This is a genomic window from Agromyces fucosus, from assembly GCF_004134865.1.
In the GTDB taxonomy this organism is placed as follows: Bacteria; Actinomycetota; Actinomycetes; order Actinomycetales; family Microbacteriaceae; genus Agromyces; species Agromyces fucosus.
In genome coordinates, this window is the sequence record NZ_SDPO01000002.1 from 1192695 (window position 1) to 1208935 (window position 16241).

The following is a 16241-nucleotide window of genomic DNA, read 5'->3' on the forward strand; positions in this document are numbered from 1 at the left end:
CGATCAGGTCGTCGCGAACACGAGCGCGAGGGTCGTGTCGCCGCACGGCACCACGAACTGACCGCCGGGCAGCACGCCGGCCGAGGCCTGGCCCTGATGCTCGTGCAGTGGCGCGAGCACCGAGGCGAGCCCGTCGAGCCGGAGCAGCGCACCCGTCGCGTGCCGTGAGTCGGTCGAGGCTACGATGCGCCCCGAGGCGTTCACGAGCGTGCACGGATGCCCCGACTCGCGCAGCACCGGCAGCAGTTCCTGCTCGAGGCGGGCGACGTACGCGTCGGTGCCGACGACGCCGGCCATCTCGCCGTCGACCATCACGCCCGTGGTGATCGTGACGGTGTAGTCGTCGGTGCAGAGGTAGTCGACGTACGGGCCGGTGAGGTGACGCGTGCCGGTGCGTGCCGGGATGCGCCACCACTCGAGCGTCGTGTAGTCGCGGAACTGCTCGGCGTCGGGGTCGCTCTCGGCGTCGAGGCGACGCACGCCCCCGTCGGCGGCGGCGCGGAACGTGTTCGTGCCGCTCAACCACCACGCGAGGTGCCACGGCGCATCGGGCAGGAACCCGGGCGCGGCCACGAACCCCGCGCCGGTGATCAGCGCGCTGGAGTCGTCGAGGGCGGGGCGCACGAGCGCGGCGACGACGGGGTCGAACTCGGCGGCGCTCGGCTCGGCGGTCCTTGCGAGGCGCGCCTCGAGCTCGTCGCGCCAGGTGTCGATGAGCGCGAAGAGCGGGTCGATCGTGGCGGCGATGCGGTGGGCGATGGTGTCGGCTGCGTTGACGACGGGGGTGGTCATGGCCTCAGCCCTTCCGGTCTTCGGCATCCGGTGCCGGTTGCCGACCCTGTTCGGGACCCTGCTGCGGGGACTCGAGCCGGGACTTCTCGTCGATGAGCCACTCGGTGGCGGCTGCGATGTGGTCGGTGGTCGCGCGCCGTGCCCGTGGCGGGTCGACGCTGCGGATCGCCTCGATGACCTCGACCCGCGCCTGTCTACTGCGGTCACGATACGCCTGTTCGCGCAGGCACAGCCAGAGCAGGGGGCCGGATTCGGCCTGCAGGCGGAGCTCCTCGTGCACGAGCCGGGGCGACTGGCTCACCGCGGCGATCTCGAGCTGGAACCGGCTCATCGCCCGTCGGGCGCCGCCCGCGGAGCCGAGGTCGGCACGGGCGTCGACCTCGACGAGGCTCGCGAGGTCGTCGTCGCTCGCGCGATCGGCCGCGACCTCGGCCGCCATGCCCGCGATCGCGGCGTAGTGCAGCGAGAGGTCGCGCAGCTCGATGCGGCTGAGCGCGCGAACCCGTGCGTCGGTCATGCGCATGGCGGCGTCGCGATCGTGGGTGACGAAGCTGCCACCGTCGCGGCCTCGTCGCGTGAGCACGAGGCCCTTGTCGCGAAGCGCCACGAGCGCCTCGCGGGCGGTCACGACGGCGACGCCGAGGCTCTTCGCGAGTTCGGACTCGCTGGGGAGGCGCTCACCGTCGCGCAGCACGCCCGCGACGATCGCATCCGTCAGTCGCTGCTCGACGAGTTCGGCGCGACCGGCCCCCTCGAGCGGTGAGAAGACGACCGCGCGCGTGGCGTCGGAGCGGCTCGTGGCCTGCGGCATCCGACCTCCCCGCATCTGTGCTGGCGAATCCGTGACACGACCGTAACACGGGGGTCTGGACTTTTACATCTGGAGTCATATGATTCTGGACAGACGAACATCTGGTTTCAGATGTTTCGGGTCGCATCGAAGGAGATGTCCATGACCGAGACGCAACCGGCCATCCGCCTCACCGCACTCACCAAGGAGTTCGGGGCGGTCACGGCGGTCGACCACGTCGACCTCGAGATCGCGGCCGGCGAGTTCTTCTCGATGCTCGGGCCGTCGGGCTCGGGCAAGACCACGGTGCTGCGGCTCATCGCCGGCTTCGAACAGCCGAGCGGGGGAACGGTCGAGCTCTTCGGGCAGGATGTCACGAAGCGAGCGCCGTTCGACCGTGATGTCAACACGGTGTTCCAGGACTACGCGCTGTTCCCGCATATGAGCGTGCTCGACAACGTGGCCTACGGTCTGCGCGTGCGCGGCCTCGGCCGCAAGGAGCGCAACGAGCGCGCGCTTCGCGCCCTCGCCTCGGTGCGGCTCGAGCAGATGGCCGGCCGCAAGCCCTCGCAGCTCTCGGGCGGGCAGCGCCAGCGCGTCGCCCTCGCACGGGCCACCGTCGTGCAGCCGAAGGTGCTGCTGCTCGACGAGCCGCTCGGCGCCCTCGACCTCAAGCTCCGCGAGCAGATGCAGGTCGAGCTGAAGCAGATCCAGCGCGAGCTCGGCATCACCTTCATCTTCGTCACGCACGACCAGGAGGAGGCGCTCACGCTCTCCGACCGGATCGCGGTGTTCAACGACGGCCGCATCGAGCAGCTCGGCACCCCCGCCGAACTCTACGAGCGCCCCCGCTCGCGCTTCGTCGCCGACTTCGTCGGCACCTCGAACCTCTTCGACGCTGACCGCTCACGCACGATCCTCGGACGCGAAGGCCACCACTCCGTGCGCCCCGAGAAGATGACCGTGACACGCGACGGCCTGCGCCAGCAGGGAGTCGTCGACGTGCCGGGCACGGTCGTCGAGGCGATCTACCTCGGCAGCGGCGTGCGCCTCGTCGTCGACCTCGACGACGGCACCCGCGTGACCGTGCTCGAGCAGAACGACCGGGGTCGCCAGCACGACGACGAGCGCGGCGACCGCGTCGTGGTCTCGTGGCACGACGACGACGTCGTGCCGCTCGGCATCGAGGTGCTCCCGGGGATCTCGGGCTGACGCACCACGCACGTTCTCGACGACCGCATCGAAGACCAGCACCACAACTGCACCACACGGCACACCAGAAGAGGAGAGAACCATGAAGCGCACCACGCACACGGCACGCCGCGGCGCGACCGTGGGACTCGCGATCGCCTCGATCGCGATGCTCACCGCCTGCGGCACGACGTCGGGCGGCGGTTCGGACGGCGGCGAGGCCGCCACCGAACTCGGCGAGATGGAGGGTCAGGTCTCCCTGCTCGCCTGGCCCGGATACGTCGAGGACGGCTCGAACGACCCCGCCGTCGACTGGGTGACGCCCTTCGAGGAGGACACCGGCTGCGAGGTCACGACGAAGACCTTCGGCACCTCCGACGAGGCGCTGAACCTCATGAAGACCGGCGACTACGACGTGGTCTCCGCATCGGGCGACGCGTCGCTCCGCCTCGTCGCCGCCGGCGACGTGGCACCCGTCAACACCGACCTGATCCCGAACTACGAGAACATCTACCCGTTCCTGAAGGACCAGGCGTGGAACTCGGTCGACGGCGTCGCGTACGGAGTGCCCCACGGCTACGGCGCGAACCTCCTCATGTACAACACCGAGGTCTTCCCGACCGCACCCACCTCGTGGGACGTCGTCTTCGACGGCTCGAGCGAGTACGCCGGTCAGGTGACGGCGTACGACTCGCCGATCTACATCGCTGACGCCGCGGTCTACCTCATGGCGCACAACCCCGAGCTCGGCATCGAGAACCCGTACTCCCTCGATGAGGAGCAGCTCGCCGCCGCGGTCGACCTGCTGAAGCAGCAGCGCGAGAACATCGGCGAGTACTGGTCCGACTACCTCAAGGAGATCCAGGCCTTCACGACCGGCGACACCGTCGTCGGCACGAGCTGGCAGGTCATCGAGAACGTGCTCGAGAGCGAGGGAGTCGCGACCGACGTCGTGCTGCCCGAAGAGGGCACGACCGGATGGTCGGACACCTGGATGATCGCGTCGGAGTCGAAGAACCCGAACTGCGCGTACGCGTGGCTCGACTACATCGCGAGCCCCGAGGCGAACGCCGCGGCCACGTCGTACTTCGGCGAGGCTCCGTCGAGCGACGAGGCCTGCGAGTACCGCGAGGACTGCGAGGCGTACCACGCCGGCGACGCCGACTACGCGTCGCAGATCTGGTACTGGTCGACCCCGATCGAGAAGTGCCTCGACGGCCGCACCGACGTGCAGTGCACCGACTACGCCGCGTGGACCGAGGCGTGGCAGGAGATCAAGGGCTGACCCCGCCCACCACGGGCCGGGGGAGACCTCGCGAGGACTCCCTCGGCCCCGCGGCATCCGGATCATTCGACCGACAGGACACGCATTTGACGCACGCGACCGTGCCCCGACCGCGGGAGACCCCGGCACGCCGGGTCTCCGTCTTCCTCAGCACGCACCCACGCGCCCGGCTCGGCCTGCTGCTCAGCGCACCGCTCTTCTGGCTCGGCATCGTCTACATCGTCGCCCTCGTGCTGCTGCTCGTCACCGCGTTCTGGTCGGTCGACAGCTTCACGGGCGAGATCACCCAGGAGTGGACGCTCGACAACATCGTCACGGTGATCACCGGCTCGCTGTACCAGACGGTGACCCTGCGCACCTTGGGCGTCGCGCTCGCCGTCACGCTCATCGACGTGGCGCTCGCGCTGCCGATCGCGTTCTTCATGGCGAAGGTGGCGACGCCGCGCATGCAGCGGATCCTCGTGATCGCGGTGCTGACGCCGCTGTGGGCGAGCTACCTCGTGAAGGCCTACGCCTGGCGGTCGGTGCTCTCGCAGGACGGCATCCTCGAGTGGCTGCTCGCGCCCTTCGGTGGCAGCACGCCGGGCTACGGCTTGCCCGCGACCATCATCACGCTGTCGTACCTGTGGCTGCCGTACGTGATCCTCCCGATCTATGCGGGACTCGAGCGCGTGCCAGACTCGCTGCTCGAGGCCTCCTCCGACCTCGGCGGGCGTACCTGGCCGACGCTCCGCCTCGTGGTGTTCCCGCTCGTGCTGCCGGCGATCATCGCGGGCACGATCTTCAGCTTCGCGCTCTCGCTCGGCGACTACATCACGGTGAACATCGTCGGCGGCGCGAACCAGATGCTCGGAAACCTCGTCTACACGAACGTCGGCGCGGCGAACAACCTGCCGCTCGCCTCGGCGATCGCGCTCATCCCGATCGTGATCATCTTCGGCTACCTCTTCCTCGTGCGTCGCACCGGCGCGCTCGACAACCTCTAGGGGCGACGGATGCGACTCTCCAGACTCTCCCGCACGATGCTCGGCGTCGTGACCGGCGCGATCCTCCTGGTCGTCTACGTGCCGCTCTTCGTCGTGCTCGTGAACTCGTTCTCGACGTCGACGTCGCTCACCTGGCCGCCGCCCGGCTTCACGCTCGAGTGGTGGGGCCGCGCGTTCCAGAGCGCCGGCGCCATGGAGGCCGTGGCGACGAGCGTGCAGATCGCGGTGATCGCCACGATCGTCTCGCTCGTGCTGGGCACCCTCATCTCGCTCGCCCTGCAGCGCTTCGAGTTCTTCGGGCGCGAGGCGATCAGCCTGCTCGTGATCCTGCCGATCGCACTCCCGGGCATCATCACGGGTATCGCGCTCAACAACTTCTTCCGCACGATCATGGGGGTGCCGCTCTCGATCTGGACGATCGTGATCGCGCACGCGACGTTCTGCATCGTCACGGTGTTCAACAACGTCATCGCGCGGCTCCGGCGGCAGGGCACCAACCTCGAGGAGGCCTCGGCCGACCTCGGCGGCGGTGTGTGGACGACCTTCCGGCTCGTGACCTTCCCGCAGTTGCGCTCGGCGCTGCTCGCGGGCGGACTGCTCGCCTTCGCCCTCTCCTTCGACGAGATCATCGTGACGACGTTCACGGCCGGATCGGGGGTGACGACGCTGCCGATCTTCATCCTGAACAACATGTTCCGGCCGAACCAGGCGCCCATCGTGTCGGTCATCGCGGTCGTGCTCGTGCTCGTCTCGATCATCCCGATCTACATCGCGCAGCGGCTCTCGGGATCGGAGGCTGAGAAGCGCTGAGGTGTGACGAGCGGATGCCGCAAGCAGACGAGGGGCCCGCCGGTGGCGGGTCCCTCGTGGTGTGCAGCGGTGGCCGTCGAGGCGGCGTGCGGCAGTGTTCAGCCGGGCTCAGGCTCGGTTGCGACCGCGGCCGTGGCCCTCGTGACCGTCGTGGCCGCGATGGCCGTGGTCACCGCGCTCGTGCGGGTGACCGGGTCGGCCGGCATCTCCGTGCACGTGGACATGCACGTGGACGTCGTTGCGAGTGGGGCCGTGCCCGTGCCCGTGCCCGTCGCCGTGGCCGTGGCCGCACCGACCGTGGCCGGCGTCGTGCCCTTCGCCGTGACGGTGGCCTTCGCCGCCGTGACGCCGGCCGAAGCCCTCACCGTGCTGACGTCGGCCGAAGCCCTCGCCGCCGTGACGGCGGCCGAAGCCGCGTCGGTGCCCACGCGGCATCCGCTCGCCATCGACCCAACCGAGTTCGCCGGCGATGGCCTCGAGCGAGGCCATGGTCGTGGCGAAGTCCTCGGGGCTGACGGCGCCGGCGACCTTCGCGCGGAGCGTTGCGACGCGCTCCTGCAGTGAGGCACGAGCGGTCTCGCCGGCCTCGGTCAGGCGCCAGGCGCCGGGCTCGCCCTCGACCCATCCGCGTTCGACGAGCGGCTCGACGCGCTCGGGGCGCGCTGCGAGCTTCTCGCTCATGCGGGGGTCGGTGACGGTGCCCGCCACGAGGTTGAGGCGCCGCCAGTCGCGGCGAGTGAGGCCCTCTTCGGCGAAGAGATCGCCCATCGCCTCGTCGAGGCGGCGGTCGATGACCTTGAGCCAGAAGCCGAAGGGGCGGGGGCTCGCGGGGCCGTTGGTGCTGTTGTTCTGAGTGTTGTCGGGGGTGGTCATGGGTGTTCCTTTCGTGACGCGGAGCGCGTCGGTGTCGCGGGCGGCACTGGAGGCTCGCCCGCAGAGGGCGGGTGCGCTCGGGCGGCGTCGCCTCAGTCGGCGTTCGCTTCGACCCGGGTGGAGCACCCGATCAATTGCATGCACTGTAGCATGTATATGTACAATGACATACATGAACGCATCGAGTCAAGTCCCTCCCGGGGAACGTTCAGGGTCGGATGCCGCGGGCGCAGCCCCGAACGACCCGATCACCGTGATCGAGCAGGCCCTCGTCACGATGCGCCGCGATCAGGAACGCCGGCGGCTCCAGCGCCGGGCCGAGCACTTCGGGCAGGAGGGCCACGACGGGCACGGGGGCGGGCACTCGCACGACCACCCGCACGACCACGGGCCCGACGGGTACCATACTGCGGAGCATCCGGGGCACGCCGACCACGAGCGCGGCGAGGGGGCCGAGCCCGACGACCGTCGAGGCCACCGCGGCGGTCGCGGGGGACCCGAAGGCTGGGGCGGGCGAGGTCGCGGGCGAGGCCCGGGTGGCGGTCCCGGCCGGCACGCGCTCGCGCACGCTGCGCGCTTCCGCCTGCTCGATGCGCTCGAGGGCGCCGAGCGCCCGCCCTCGGTGAGCCAGCTCGCCGAGGCGATCGGCGTCGATCAGCCGCGGGCGAGCCGGCTCGTGCAGGCGGCCGTCGAGGCGGGGCATGTGCGCCGTGAGGCGGACCCATCCGATGCCCGGCGGAGCGCCCTCGTGCTCACGGCCTCCGGCCGGAAGCTGCTGGAGAGCGCCCGAGACACGCGCCGCGGTGCCGTCGAGACCGCGCTCGCCGCCTTCACTCCCGAGGAGACCGCCGAGTTCGCGCGTCTGCTCTCGCGCTTCATCGCCGACTGGCCGCGCGACGAGGGCTAGACGCATCCGCACAGGAGGGAACCCCGTGGCCGAAGTCCATGACGACGCGCGCGGCAGGCCGGCTGCCGAGCGCGCCCTGCGCCCGCAGGCCCGCACCACCGAGCGCCGCGAGGCCGTGCTGAAGGCGGCGATGAACGTGTTCGGCGCCCGCGGGTACAACAAGGGCGCCCTTGTCGAGGTGGCCGAGCAGGCCGGGATGACCCATGCCGGCGTGCTGCATCACTTCGGCAGCAAGGAGGGGCTGCTCGTCGCGATGCTGAAGTACCGCGACGGCGAGGAGGTCGCGGGCGTGCCCGCCCGTGCGCAGACCGAGGGCCCGGCGTTCCTGCAGCATCTCGTCGACACGGTCGAGGAGAACTCGCGCCGTCGCGGCGTCGTGCAGGCCTACGCCGTGCTGTCGGGGGAGTCGGTCACCGACGGGCATCCGGCGCACGAGTACTTCCAGGCGCGCCTCGACGTGCTGCGCGAGAAGATCGCCGGCGTGCTCGGCGAGGTCACCGGCAACACCGACCCCGACGACCTCGCCGACTCGGCCTCCGCCCTCATCGCCGTGATGGACGGACTGCAGGTGCAGTGGCTCCTGAACCCCGACGCCGTCGACATGACCCGCATCGTGGGCCGCACGCTCGACGAGACCGTCGCCCGTCTGAGTGCGCGGGCGGGCGACTGACCGCTACCTCGTCGGTGCGCTCGCCTTCACGGGGATGAGGAGCGCGAGCCCCAGCGCGATCACGAGCACGATGCCGAGGATGCCGTAGTACGGCTCGCCGCCGATCGTGACGAAGAGTGCGAAGGCGGTCGGCGCGAGGAAGCTCACGGCGCGACCGGTCGTGGCGTAGAGGCCGAAGACCTCGCCCTCGCGACCGGCGGGGATGAGGCGGGCGAGGAAGGTACGGCTCGCCGACTGCGCGGGTCCCACGAAGAGGCAGAGCGCGAGGCCCGCGGTCCAGAACACGATCTGCCCGCCGTCGTGCAGGAAGAACACGATGAGCCCGCTCACCACGAGCCCGATGAGGGCCGCCATGATCACCGGCTTCGCGCCGAGCTTGTCGTCGAGCGCGCCGACGGCGATCGTCGAGATGCCGGCCACGACGTTCGCCGCGATGGCGAAGATGATGACCTCGCCGGCAGAGAACCCGAAGACGGATGCCGCGAGCACGCCGCCGAACGTGAAGACGCCCGCGAGGCCGTCGCGGAAGACCGCGCTCGCCAGCAGGAACCAGACGGTGTTGCGCTGCTCATTCCAGAGCCGCTTGATGTCGCGGCCGAGGCGCGCGTAGGAGGCGAAGAAGCCGATCTTCTCCCGCTCGACGGCGGCGGGGTTGCGGTACTCGGGCACCGCGAACAGCACGGGCAGGGCGAACAGGCCGAACCACAGGGCGGAGACGAGCATCGTGACGCGCACGTCCATGCCGTTCTCGCCGGTGACCCCGAAGAGGCCGACCTCGGGCTGGATGAAGCCGAAGTACACGACGAGCAGCAGCACGATGCCGCCGACGTATCCCATGCCCCAGCCGAAGCCCGAGACCTTGCCGATCGAGCGGGGCGTGGAGACCTGCACGAGCATGGCGTTGTAGTTGACGCCCGCGAACTCGAAGAAGACGTTGCCGGCGGCCACCAGGAACAGGCCGAGCAGCAGGTACTCGGGGCCGGGCTGCACGAAGAACATCGCGACCGTGATGGCGACGACGATGTAGGTGTTGACCGCGAGCCAGAACTTGCGACGGCCGCTCGTGTCGGAGCGCTGGCCCGTGATGGGTGCGAGCAGCGCGATGAGCAGGCCGGCGATCGCGAGCGCCCAGCCGAGCTGCGCCTCGACGGTGCCCTTCGGACCGAACGACTCGCTCGTGAGGTACACCGTGAACACGAACGTCGTGACGACCGCGTTGAACGCCGCCGATCCCCAGTCCCACAAGCCCCATGCGAAGATCCGCCCCTTGCGGGCTCCGGCTTCGGCGACGGCCTCGACCTGCCCGGTCGCCACCCCGATCGTCGCCGCGGCCCCGTCGGCCGGGGTGAGGTGCGAGGGCGGGAAGTTGCGGGGCGCTTCGGGTGAGCGCGGCGCGTCGGGATCGGTCATGGGCTGCAGTCTCGTTCTCTCAGGTGAACAGCGGGTGGCGGATGCCGCGGCCGGGCGCGACCCGGGCGGCCTCGCTCGCACGAGCCGGGGTCCTCATCGACCCGAGGGCACTGTATCGCTGCTGCGGACCCCGCCGCTCACGGCTCGCGGCCTGCCCGGCCGCGAGCCGGGTCGCCTACTGCAGTTCGCGCACCTCTCGGAGCAGGCGGTTGTCGCCCACGAAGTGCAGCACGCCGGAGTCGAGCAGCACCGACGGCTGGTAGTTCGCGTCGTAGTCCGCCGGCGCCTGGTAGCTGCCGTCGCCCTGGTGGGTGTCCTCGAACCAGCCCTCGGCCTGCAGCTGATCGAGCCACGCCTGGCCCTGGTCGCCGACCTCGAGCCGGGCGTACCAGACGGCGACATCGCTGTTCGGCTTGTTCCAGACGCAGACGAGCGCGCCCTCGTCGGCCATGCGCTCCATGGCAGGGCCGAGGAGGAACGGATCATCCCGGGGCTCGTGGCCCTCGGCGGCGAGCCGCGTGTATTCGGCGTCGGTGAGCACGGTGTCGCAGCTGAGCGCACCGGCCTCCGGATCGGAAGGTGCCTCCGTGGCGGTGGCAGCGGGATCAGCCGTCGCCGAGGCCTCCGGGGCGGCGCCGGAGGCGGACGGCGCGGGCGCGCCGGCGCCGCAGCCGGTGAGGACGAGGGCGAGCGCGCCGGCGGCGATCGTCGCGAGGAGTGTGGTTCGAGATGCCATGCCCAGAGAATAGGAACATATCTTCCTATTCGCAACGGATGTGCTCGAACCGTGACCCCATCTCAGGGATACCCCTGACATCGCCCGGCCCTCAGACGCTCACCGCTCAGCTGTAGACCTCCGCGATCAGCTCGCCGAACAACTGCTCGGCGTCGCACTCGAGGCGCTGCCGCGTGAACCAGTCGCAGACGTTCCGGCAGTCGCGGTGCAGCAGGTCGAAGCCCTGCGGGTTCGACACCACGTCGACGACCTGCGGCAGGTCGATCGCGACCATCCCGCCGTCGTGCACGAGCAAGTTGTACGGCGAGAGGTCGCCATGCGCGAGCCCCGAGCGCGCGAGCGTGCGCATGAAGTCGACGACCTGGTGGAACAGTTCCCGCAGCTCGTCGGGCGTCGCCCGCACCTGTGCGAGGCGCGGCGCGGCGACCCGGCCGTCGCCGATGAACTCCATGAGCACCTCGGTGCCGCTCACCTGCACCGGGTACGGCACGGCCGCTCCGAGTTCGGTGAGCCGGGTCAACGCCTCGAACTCGGCGTAGGCCCACTGCATGCGCGCGACCTCGCGGCCGAACGTCGTGCCCTTGGCGAGGGCGCGCGCGTCACGGCTGCGACGTGTGGTGCGGCCCTCGGTGTAGACGGTCGAGCGGTGGAAGTCGCTGTGCTCACTGCCGCGATACCGCTTCGCGGCGAGCAGCACGTGCTTGCCGAGCGTGCCGGGTTCGGCGTCGGGCACGGCCCGTTCGATGAGGCAGAGGTCGGCCTCCTTGCCGGTCTTCACGACACCGAGTTCGGTGTCGATCGCCGCGGCATCCGTGACGAGCCACTCGGGTCGCGGCTGGGGGCCGCGCTCGAGCGGAGTGGTGGCCGGCCAGGTCGACCAGCGTTGGCCCTCGCCGGGTTCCGTGGTCTGGAAGGCGAGGTCGCCCGCGTCGAACCGCGGGGTCGTGAATGAAGTGGATGCCGCGTGCGCACGCACGACGGCGGATTCGTCGAGAGACGAGGTGATGTGCAAGGTGGATCTCCGAAGGTCGCGGAGGCCACCGGACCGCTCAGCGGGTGGAGGCCTCGCAAGTGAAGGGAACGTGGAGGTTCACGACAACGACAGCCATGATCGACTCCTTTCTTCACCGGATGCACCGGGGCGGATGCTGCGCGAAACGGCAGCTTCGGCAGCTTAGGGCGTTTCGCCGGGCGCGTCCAGTGTCATGGTTCGCAGAGCCCGCCGAAGCGGGAGGCGGAGTAGGGTCGCCCCATGCGAGGCGACCCGGGGCACGCGGCATCCGACACCCTGCTGCTCGTCGAAGGGAACAGCGACCGGCTCGCGGTCGAGGCACTCGCGGTACGGCTCGGGCGCGACCTGGCGGCCGCGCAGGTGCGGGTCGTCTCGATGGACGGGATCACGAACCTGCACCATCGCCTCGGCGAACTCGCCAGTTGGCCCGTGCGGCCGCGGGTGCTCGGCCTCTTCGACGCCGCCGAGATCTCCTACGTGCAGCGTGCTCTGGAAGGCGGTGGACTCGGTTCAGCCGCCACCCTGCCCGAGCTGGCCGGGCTCGGGTTCTTCGCGTGCGACCCCGACCTCGAAGGGGAGCTGATCCGTGCGCTCGGCGTCGATCGCATGCAGCAACTGCTCGCCGAGCACGGCGAGATCGTCCGCTTCCGCGGATTCCAGCATCAGCCCGCGCAACGCGGGAGGGCGACGGACGCGCAGCTCCGGCGATTCCTCGGCACGCACGCCGGGCGCAAGGCGCAGTTCGCGCCGCTCATGATCGACGCGCTCGAGGAGTCGCGGATCCCGGCCGGGATGCGGGCGCTCATCGAGACAGGCTCGGTGCTGCACCACGACCGTCGGGTCCGCCACCTCGATGACGACCGGGCTCGCGCTCGCCGCGACGTCGGCATCGGCGATCCGCCAGACCCGCACCGCGGTGCCGACTCCCGGCACCTGCGTCTGCAGCAACGGGCGACCCGACGAGGTGCGCGGCCGCCAGCTCCCGCTCAGCGTCGCTCCCCGGCCGAGCGTCACGACGAGGTCGAAGGAGGAGACGGAGCCGTCGTCCGAGAGCGCGATGCGCCGGTCCGCCACCGTGCCCGGCTCGGCTCGGGAGCGATCACGGTGCTCCTGCCAGGTCTCCTGCAGCGCTCGCTCGGCGGCCGCATCCTGGATCGAACCGACCAGGATCGCCCATACGACGACCGGAATGCAGCCGATCATGATCGTGAAGATCAGGTTGAACCACCAACCCGGCGTCTCATCGGTCCAGAGCAGCACGAGGGCGACGGCGGCGCCGACGGTCGCGATCACACCGGCGAGTGCGAACATCGCGCGCCCGAGGGTGCGCATCCGCTTCGGGAGCAGCAGGGATTCCGGCGCGCTCTGCGGGGTGTCGAATCGCTCGATGAGGTGCACGACGTGGCCGGCGGTGGCGTCGGAGGACGGCTTCAGCATGGCCGCATCGTAGCTTCAGCCGGGGAACGAGTCGTGAACGGGCTCTTCCGGCGGCGTCCGCGATGTGGTTCAGTGAGCCATGGAACCCAATGGAGCCACCGGGGGGCGGTTCAACGGACGGCTCGCCATCCTGCTCGCGATGGCCATGTTCGTGCTGGTCGTCGACACCTCCCTCATGAACGTATCCATCTCCGCGGTGGTGCACGATCTCGACACCACGGTGAGCGGCGTGCAGGGCGCGATCGCGCTCGAGGCTCTCGTCTCGGCGGCGTTCATCCTGATCGGCGGCAAGACCGGCGACCTCATCGGGCGGAAGTTCGCGTACATCCTCGGCCTGCTCGGCTACGCGATCGGCGCGATCGCGATGGTGTTCGCGCAGGACCTCACCGCGATCATCATCTTCTGGGCCTTCATCGGCGGCATCGGCGCGTCGCTGCTGCTGCCGGCGATGCAGTCGCTCATCCACGGCAACTTCGAGGGGGCGCAGCAGACGCGGGTGTACGCCCTCGTCGGGGCATCCGCCGCGATCGCCGCCGCCGTCGGCCCGCTCCTCGGCGGGTTCATCACGACCTTCCTCTCGTGGCGGGTCGGGTTCGCGCTCGAGGCGGTGATCATCGCGGTCGTGCTCGCCGGCATCGGACTCGTCAAGGACGTGCCGTACCACGGGGATCGGTCGATCGACCTCGTCGGGGCGTTCCTCTCGATCGTCGGCATGGGCGGCGTCGTCACCGGCATCCTCGTCTGGCAGGAAGGGGGCGGTTACGTCGGCCTGATCATCGGCGTCGGCGTGCTCGGCCTCGGCCTGCTCGTGTTCTGGCTGCGCAGCCGCAAGCGTCGCGGCAAGCCGACGCTGCTCGACCCGACGCTCTTCGAGTCGAAGATGTTCCGAGCGGGTGCGAGTGGGCAATTGCTGCAGCAGATCGCCCTCGGCGGCACGATGATCGTGCTGCCCATCTACCTGCAGATGGTCTTCGAGTACAACGCGCTGCAGGCGGGACTCTCGATCGCGCCGCTGTCGCTCAGCATGTTCGTCGTCGCGCTGCTCGCAGGTCGCGGACTCAAGCGGCGCCCGGCCACGATCATCCTCTGGGGATTCGCCCTCGTCGTCGTCGGCATCGCGGTGGTCGTGCCGATCGTGCCCATCGCCGACTCGGGCTGGTACCTCACCATTCCGCTCGTCGTGGCGGGCTGCGGACTCGGCCTCCTCGTCTCGCAACTGAACAACTACACGCTCTCGCCGATCTCCGACGAGCGCGTCAGCGAGGCGGCGGGCGTGAACTCGGCGGCCGGCTCGTTCGGCCTCTCGTTCGGCCTCGCCTTCGCCGGCGCGATCATGCTCGCGACGCTCGCCTTCACGTTCACCGCGAGCGCCGAGGCGAGTTCGGTGCTCAGCCCCGACGAGCAGCAACAGGTCTCGTCGGTGCTCGAGGAGGACGCCGAGATCATGACGAACACCGGGCTCGAGGAACTGCTCGTCGATCAGCCTCCCGAGGTGCAGGCGGAGATCGTGCGCATCAACACCGACTCCCGCTTCATCGCCCTGCAGGTCGCACTGCTCGTGCCGATCCTCGCCGGCCTCCTCGGCGTCGCGAACGCGCTGCGGATGCGCCGGCTCCCCGACCCGAAGCCCTCGGCGTCGGCGGAGGGAGCGGCGCTCGGCTGACACTTTCGCCTACGGCATGGTCCAGGTGGCCGGCGGCTTGGCCTGCTCGTAGAGCCAGGTCTGGAAGAAGGCGTCGAGGTCTCGGCCCGAGACCTCCTCGAAGACGGCTTGGAAGTCCTCCGCCGTTCCCGCCGAGTCGTCGAAGCGCTCGAGCCAGAGCCGCGTGCCCGCGAAGAACGCCTCGTCGCCGAGCTCGACGCGGAGCGCGTGCAGTGTGCCCGCGCCACGGTCGTAGACCGGCTCCTGGAACAGTCCCAGCGGGCCCGGGTCGCCGATCTGGAGGTCCCAGTACTCGGCGTCGGCATCTTCGGAGGCGTACCACTCGTTGTACGACTCCTGGGCGGGGGTGCCGCCGTCCGCCTCGACCCACATCCAGGTCGCGTAGGTCGCCCAACCCTCGTTGAGCCAGATGTCCTGCCAGCGCTCGGGGCTGACCGCGTCGCCGAACCACTGGTGAGCGAGCTCGTGCGCGACTGTGCCTTGTCTCGCCTGGCTCGAGTAGACCGGGCGGGTCTGCGTCTCGAGGGCGTACCCGACGCTGTCGTTGTCGACGATCGCCCCGAAGGCGCTGAACGGGTACGGGCCGAAGCGGCTCTCGAAGAAGTCGAGCATGTCGACCTGTCGCGCGAGGCTCGCGTTCGTGGTCGCGAGCCTCGCGGGCGAGAGCTTCGTGTCGACCGCGTCGATGATCGGTACGCCGCTCGACGAGAGGTACGGGTCGCGCAGGTCGAAGTCGCCGACCGAGGCGGTCGTCAGGTAGCTCGCCTGCTGGTCGGGGGCGTCCCAGTACCAGGTGGTCCAGCCGCCGGCGGTCTCCTCGGGTTTCGGCTGCACGCCGTTCGCCACGGCGGTCTTGCCCTCGGGCACCGTGATCGCGAAGCTGTAGCTCGCCTTGTCGGTCTGGTGGTCGCTGACGGGGTACCAGGTCATCGAGCCGTCGGGCTCGCTGACCACCATCGCACCGTCGCGCGTCGTCACCCAGCCGTAGAGGGCGTCCTCGATGTCGAGGGGCCGGGTGGTCGGGCCGCCGTATTCGACGACCACCTGGACGCTCTGGCCAGACTTGAGCTTCGGGCGCGGCTGCACGGTGAGCTCCCAGCGGCGCTCCTCGTCGTTCTGCACGTGCCAGTACGCGGCGCCGTCGACGACGGCGCCGGCGGCCGGTGGCGCGACGGCCTTCGCGGGCTTGCCGTTCACCGTGACCGAGCTGACCGCCATGCCGCGCAGGTCGAGGTTGAACCGGTCGAGATCCTGCGTGGCCACGAGGTCGATCGTCGCGGTGCCGTCGAACTGCCCCACGAGCGGTGCGGGTTCGGCAGCCGGCGGCGTGTAGGTGACATCGAGGTCGTAGTGCTGCACGTCGTAGCCCCCGTTGCCGGAATACGGGAAGTACGCGTCACCCGCTCCGGGCACGCCCGCCGTGTAGCGCGGGCCGTTCGGCGTCCCGGGAGCTGCGATCGCGCCGGTCGCCCCGAGTCCCCCGATCACCGCGAGTGCGACCGTCAGGCCGCCCGCCAGTTGCATCCGTCTGTTGTTCACGATCGCTCCCGTCGCCGTTCGGGCATGGCCGTGCCCTCGGCGAAACTCTATGGACGGGCGGGCTCGGCCGGTAGTCCCCGCCTCGGAATACTGGACGCCGGCTGTGAGTTGAGTCAAGTACACTCAAGTTTCACCACCTC

Annotated in this window: 15 protein-coding genes and 1 pseudogene; 8 read left to right on the forward strand and 8 right to left on the reverse strand. The window is 70.1% G+C overall.

Going from position 1 to position 16241, the window contains the following annotated elements; all coding sequences use genetic code 11:
* Positions 1 to 3: 3 nt before the first annotated feature.
* Together ESP57_RS11305 and ESP57_RS11310 are read right to left on the reverse strand one after the other, a co-directional pair.
* The gene (locus ESP57_RS11305) at positions 4 to 792 is read right to left on the reverse strand and encodes a cache domain-containing protein (RefSeq protein WP_129231593.1); all 789 of its coding nucleotides are present in this window, start codon (positions 790 to 792) and stop codon (positions 4 to 6) included.
* Positions 793 to 796: 4 nt separating this feature from the next.
* Complete coding sequence (locus ESP57_RS11310) at positions 797 to 1603, reverse strand: FadR/GntR family transcriptional regulator (protein WP_082571213.1); 807 nt, start codon at positions 1601 to 1603, stop codon at positions 797 to 799.
* A gap of 141 nt (positions 1604 to 1744) precedes the next feature.
* Between ESP57_RS11310 and ESP57_RS11315 the strand changes: the two genes are divergently transcribed.
* From ESP57_RS11315 to ESP57_RS11330, 4 genes are all read left to right on the forward strand, one after another.
* On the forward strand, positions 1745 to 2794 hold the full coding sequence (locus ESP57_RS11315) for an ABC transporter ATP-binding protein (protein WP_056007956.1): 1050 nt from the start codon (positions 1745 to 1747) through the stop codon (positions 2792 to 2794).
* Positions 2795 to 2876: 82 nt separating this feature from the next.
* A complete protein-coding gene (locus tag ESP57_RS11320) occupies positions 2877 to 4058 on the forward strand; it encodes an ABC transporter substrate-binding protein (protein WP_056007352.1) in 1182 nt (393 codons plus the stop codon).
* An 86-nt stretch (positions 4059 to 4144) separates the two neighbouring features.
* Entirely contained in the window at positions 4145 to 5044 is a 900-nt protein-coding gene (locus ESP57_RS11325; protein WP_199470642.1) for an ABC transporter permease, read from the forward strand.
* Positions 5045 to 5053: 9 nt separating this feature from the next.
* Entirely contained in the window at positions 5054 to 5854 is an 801-nt protein-coding gene (locus ESP57_RS11330) for an ABC transporter permease (protein ID WP_129231595.1), read from the forward strand.
* 108 nt (positions 5855 to 5962) lie between these two features.
* Here the strand turns inward: ESP57_RS11330 and ESP57_RS11335 are convergent, their stop codons facing one another.
* Positions 5963 to 6727 carry a MarR family winged helix-turn-helix transcriptional regulator gene (locus ESP57_RS11335; protein WP_129231596.1) on the reverse strand — a complete coding sequence of 255 codons (765 nt, stop codon included), beginning with the start codon at positions 6725 to 6727 and terminating at the stop codon, positions 5963 to 5965.
* Between the two features lie 172 nt (positions 6728 to 6899).
* On the opposite strand from ESP57_RS11335, the gene ESP57_RS11340 reads away from it, so the two are divergent.
* Both ESP57_RS11340 and ESP57_RS11345 read left to right on the forward strand, forming a co-directional pair.
* Positions 6900 to 7634, forward strand: a complete 735-nt coding sequence (locus ESP57_RS11340) for a MarR family winged helix-turn-helix transcriptional regulator (protein ID WP_243648485.1) — start codon at positions 6900 to 6902, stop codon at positions 7632 to 7634.
* A 25-nt stretch (positions 7635 to 7659) separates the two neighbouring features.
* The gene (locus tag ESP57_RS11345) at positions 7660 to 8304 is read left to right on the forward strand and encodes a TetR/AcrR family transcriptional regulator (RefSeq protein WP_129231597.1); all 645 of its coding nucleotides are present in this window, start codon (positions 7660 to 7662) and stop codon (positions 8302 to 8304) included.
* Positions 8305 to 8307: 3 nt separating this feature from the next.
* Here ESP57_RS11345 and ESP57_RS11350 read toward each other — a convergent pair whose 3' ends face one another.
* From ESP57_RS11350 to ESP57_RS11360, 3 genes are all read right to left on the reverse strand, one after another.
* Entirely contained in the window at positions 8308 to 9714 is a 1407-nt protein-coding gene (locus tag ESP57_RS11350) for an MFS transporter (RefSeq protein ID WP_129231598.1), read from the reverse strand.
* Between the two features lie 175 nt (positions 9715 to 9889).
* A complete protein-coding gene (locus ESP57_RS11355; RefSeq protein WP_129231599.1) occupies positions 9890 to 10450 on the reverse strand; it encodes a hypothetical protein in 561 nt (186 codons plus the stop codon).
* A 106-nt stretch (positions 10451 to 10556) separates the two neighbouring features.
* Positions 10557 to 11462 (reverse strand): serine protein kinase RIO, encoded by a 906-nt coding sequence (locus tag ESP57_RS11360; protein ID WP_243648486.1) that lies wholly within the window; start codon positions 11460 to 11462, stop codon positions 10557 to 10559.
* A 240-nt stretch (positions 11463 to 11702) separates the two neighbouring features.
* Here ESP57_RS11360 and ESP57_RS18890 point away from each other — a divergent pair.
* Positions 11703 to 11852, forward strand: a pseudogene (locus tag ESP57_RS18890) (TOPRIM nucleotidyl transferase/hydrolase domain-containing protein); the annotation flags it as partial.
* 120 nt (positions 11853 to 11972) lie between these two features.
* Here ESP57_RS18890 and ESP57_RS18440 read toward each other — a convergent pair.
* A complete protein-coding gene (locus ESP57_RS18440) occupies positions 11973 to 12899 on the reverse strand; it encodes a hypothetical protein (RefSeq protein WP_165877448.1) in 927 nt (308 codons plus the stop codon).
* 79 nt (positions 12900 to 12978) lie between these two features.
* Here ESP57_RS18440 and ESP57_RS11370 point away from each other — a divergent pair, with 79 nt between their 5' ends.
* Positions 12979 to 14562 carry an MFS transporter gene (locus ESP57_RS11370; RefSeq protein ID WP_129231600.1) on the forward strand — a complete coding sequence of 528 codons (1584 nt, stop codon included), beginning with the start codon at positions 12979 to 12981 and terminating at the stop codon, positions 14560 to 14562.
* A 9-nt stretch (positions 14563 to 14571) separates the two neighbouring features.
* On the opposite strand, the gene ESP57_RS11375 is transcribed toward ESP57_RS11370, so the two are convergent.
* Positions 14572 to 16101: a M1 family metallopeptidase gene (locus ESP57_RS11375; protein ID WP_243648487.1), complete on the reverse strand. Its 1530-nt coding sequence runs from the start codon at positions 16099 to 16101 to the stop codon at positions 14572 to 14574.
* Positions 16102 to 16241: the final 140 nt, after the last annotated feature.

Excerpts from the sequence above, each read along its gene's own strand:
- ESP57_RS11310 (WP_082571213.1), bottom strand. The coding sequence starts at position 1,603 with ATGCCGCAGGCCACGAGCCGCTCCGACGCCACGCGCGCGGTCGTCTTC.
- ESP57_RS11355 (WP_129231599.1), bottom strand. The coding sequence starts at position 10,450 with ATGGCATCTCGAACCACACTCCTCGCGACGATCGCCGCCGGCGCGCTC.
- ESP57_RS11330 (WP_129231595.1), top strand. The coding sequence starts at position 5,054 with ATGCGACTCTCCAGACTCTCCCGCACGATGCTCGGCGTCGTGACCGGC.
- ESP57_RS11340 (WP_243648485.1), top strand. The coding sequence starts at position 6,900 with ATGAACGCATCGAGTCAAGTCCCTCCCGGGGAACGTTCAGGGTCGGAT.
- ESP57_RS11335 (WP_129231596.1), bottom strand. The coding sequence starts at position 6,727 with ATGACCACCCCCGACAACACTCAGAACAACAGCACCAACGGCCCCGCG.
- ESP57_RS11320 (WP_056007352.1), top strand. The coding sequence starts at position 2,877 with ATGAAGCGCACCACGCACACGGCACGCCGCGGCGCGACCGTGGGACTC.
- ESP57_RS11305 (WP_129231593.1), bottom strand. The coding sequence starts at position 792 with ATGACCACCCCCGTCGTCAACGCAGCCGACACCATCGCCCACCGCATC.
- ESP57_RS18440 (WP_165877448.1), bottom strand. The coding sequence starts at position 12,899 with ATGCTGAAGCCGTCCTCCGACGCCACCGCCGGCCACGTCGTGCACCTC.
- ESP57_RS11350 (WP_129231598.1), bottom strand. The coding sequence starts at position 9,714 with ATGACCGATCCCGACGCGCCGCGCTCACCCGAAGCGCCCCGCAACTTC.
- ESP57_RS11370 (WP_129231600.1), top strand. The coding sequence starts at position 12,979 with ATGGAACCCAATGGAGCCACCGGGGGGCGGTTCAACGGACGGCTCGCC.
- ESP57_RS11315 (WP_056007956.1), top strand. The coding sequence starts at position 1,745 with ATGACCGAGACGCAACCGGCCATCCGCCTCACCGCACTCACCAAGGAG.